The sequence below is a fragment of the Aliivibrio sp. S3MY1 genome (genome assembly GCF_028765575.1).
Lineage (GTDB): Bacteria > Pseudomonadota > Gammaproteobacteria > Enterobacterales > Vibrionaceae > Aliivibrio.
Genome location: NZ_JARACO010000072.1, coordinates 1 through 1542, shown reverse-complemented (window position 1 = coordinate 1542; position 1542 = coordinate 1). Strand labels below are relative to the sequence as shown.

The following is a 1542-nucleotide window of genomic DNA, read 5'->3' as shown; positions in this document are numbered from 1 at the left end:
ATAGAGATGAACATATTAGGTTGTTAGATGAATTGAGTGCTCAATACATAGAGCCATTATCTAGAAATTTGAACAATCAAGCTGCTAGTGATATTTGGGTAGCATACTTAGATAACATTGAATCGAATAAAAAAATGGGAATATCTGACTTAATGGATGTTAGTCAATTATCATCCAGAAAAATGGCAGGTTTACCAATTGAAGATAGCTTTGATGCTATAAATGAAAAAATGAAATTGGCATTGGACGACCTTATTTCTAACTGCGAACAACAATTAGCATCAATAGATGTAAATACTTTGGATGAACCATCAAAAGAAAACTATCTAAATATGACATTACAGCTCCCTAAACTTAAAGAGAAAAGTGCTGCTTTGGAAGCTCCAAAAGTGGACAGTTCACATATTCTCGGTCCTAAGTCATTTAGAGATATACCAGAACTTAAAGCCCTAGAAATTACAAAACTGCCTGTAGCCGAAGTTGTAAAAGCAATTGAATCTACTTTTAGCAATGAAAATAGTAACTTTAATTGGAGGGACTATTTTGATGATACACCTCAAAATGCTGTAGCTAGGGCTTATAGTTTAATGAATTGGGCTGGTTATTATGCTGATGACTTTGATAAAGTTAAAAAGCGTAGTGATAGGTTTAATGCATCAAACAATGATATGCAGCATGCTGTTTGCGCAATAGGAGTCAACTTTTTGTTATCACGTGACAATGCATTTTTAAAAAAAGCGGAAGCTTGCTACGCATACATAAATCAAGGGTTAATTGTTTGCTCACCAGAGTATTTTTTGAGTAATCACTGTAAATTCGTATAACAAATGCATCAACACGATTTACTACATTCGGCATTGTAGGTTTGTCTTTGGTTTTTGTGTTTATGGCGGTAAAATTCAGTTTAATCTGCATAGTAGTAAACGTGTTATGCAGGCGTTATACGAATAAGGTGGATACAAGGATGATCGAAACAGAACGGCTAATACTAAAACCAGTAATGATTGAGGATATTGATATCTATAAACAAATCATGTCTTGCCCATTGATGAGCCAATATCTTCCAAAATCGGCACCTTATAATGATGATGAAATCTTTCAGCATGTAGCTAAAAGAATTGAACACTGGAAGCAGGGTTTTGGCTCTTTTATTGTTTATTCAAAAGTTAATCCAGAGGTTAAGCTTGGCTATGTTGGTGTCGAAACCTCGCCAAATGTTGAATGTAGTGATATTCGATATGGCTTTATTCAAAACGCTCAAGGAAAGGGTTATGCATATGAAGCGGCTAATACTGTTTTGAGGTTTACATTTGGGTTGGGTAATCATAAGAAGATATATGGTGTGGCAGTAAAAGATAATATCCCCTCAATTAAAATCCTAGAAAAATTAGGAATGGAAATTGATGATTCAGTAGTCATTTATAATGATGAGAAGTTAGTCACTCTATCTGTTGAGCAATTCGTATAACAAAGCAATCAACACGATGCTAATTACACTCGGCGTTTGTGGTTTGAAGTATAATTGGTTTGGAAAGTAAGTCG

General features: G+C 34.5%; 2 protein-coding genes. Both read left to right on the top strand.

Features of this window, described 5'->3' with window-relative positions; all coding sequences use genetic code 11:
• Positions 1-824, top strand: an 824-nt coding sequence (locus PVK62_RS17260; protein ID WP_274445610.1) for a hypothetical protein, incomplete at its 5' end; no start/stop codon positions are given.
• 140 nt (positions 825-964) lie between these two features.
• The gene (locus PVK62_RS17255; RefSeq protein WP_274445611.1) at positions 965-1468 is read left to right on the top strand and encodes a GNAT family N-acetyltransferase; all 504 of its coding nucleotides are present in this window, start codon (positions 965-967) and stop codon (positions 1466-1468) included.
• Positions 1469-1542 lie beyond the last annotated feature (74 nt).

Coding starts and splice junctions, on each gene's coding strand:
- PVK62_RS17255 (WP_274445611.1), top strand. CDS start 965: ATGATCGAAACAGAACGGCTAATACTAAAACCAGTAATGATTGAGGAT.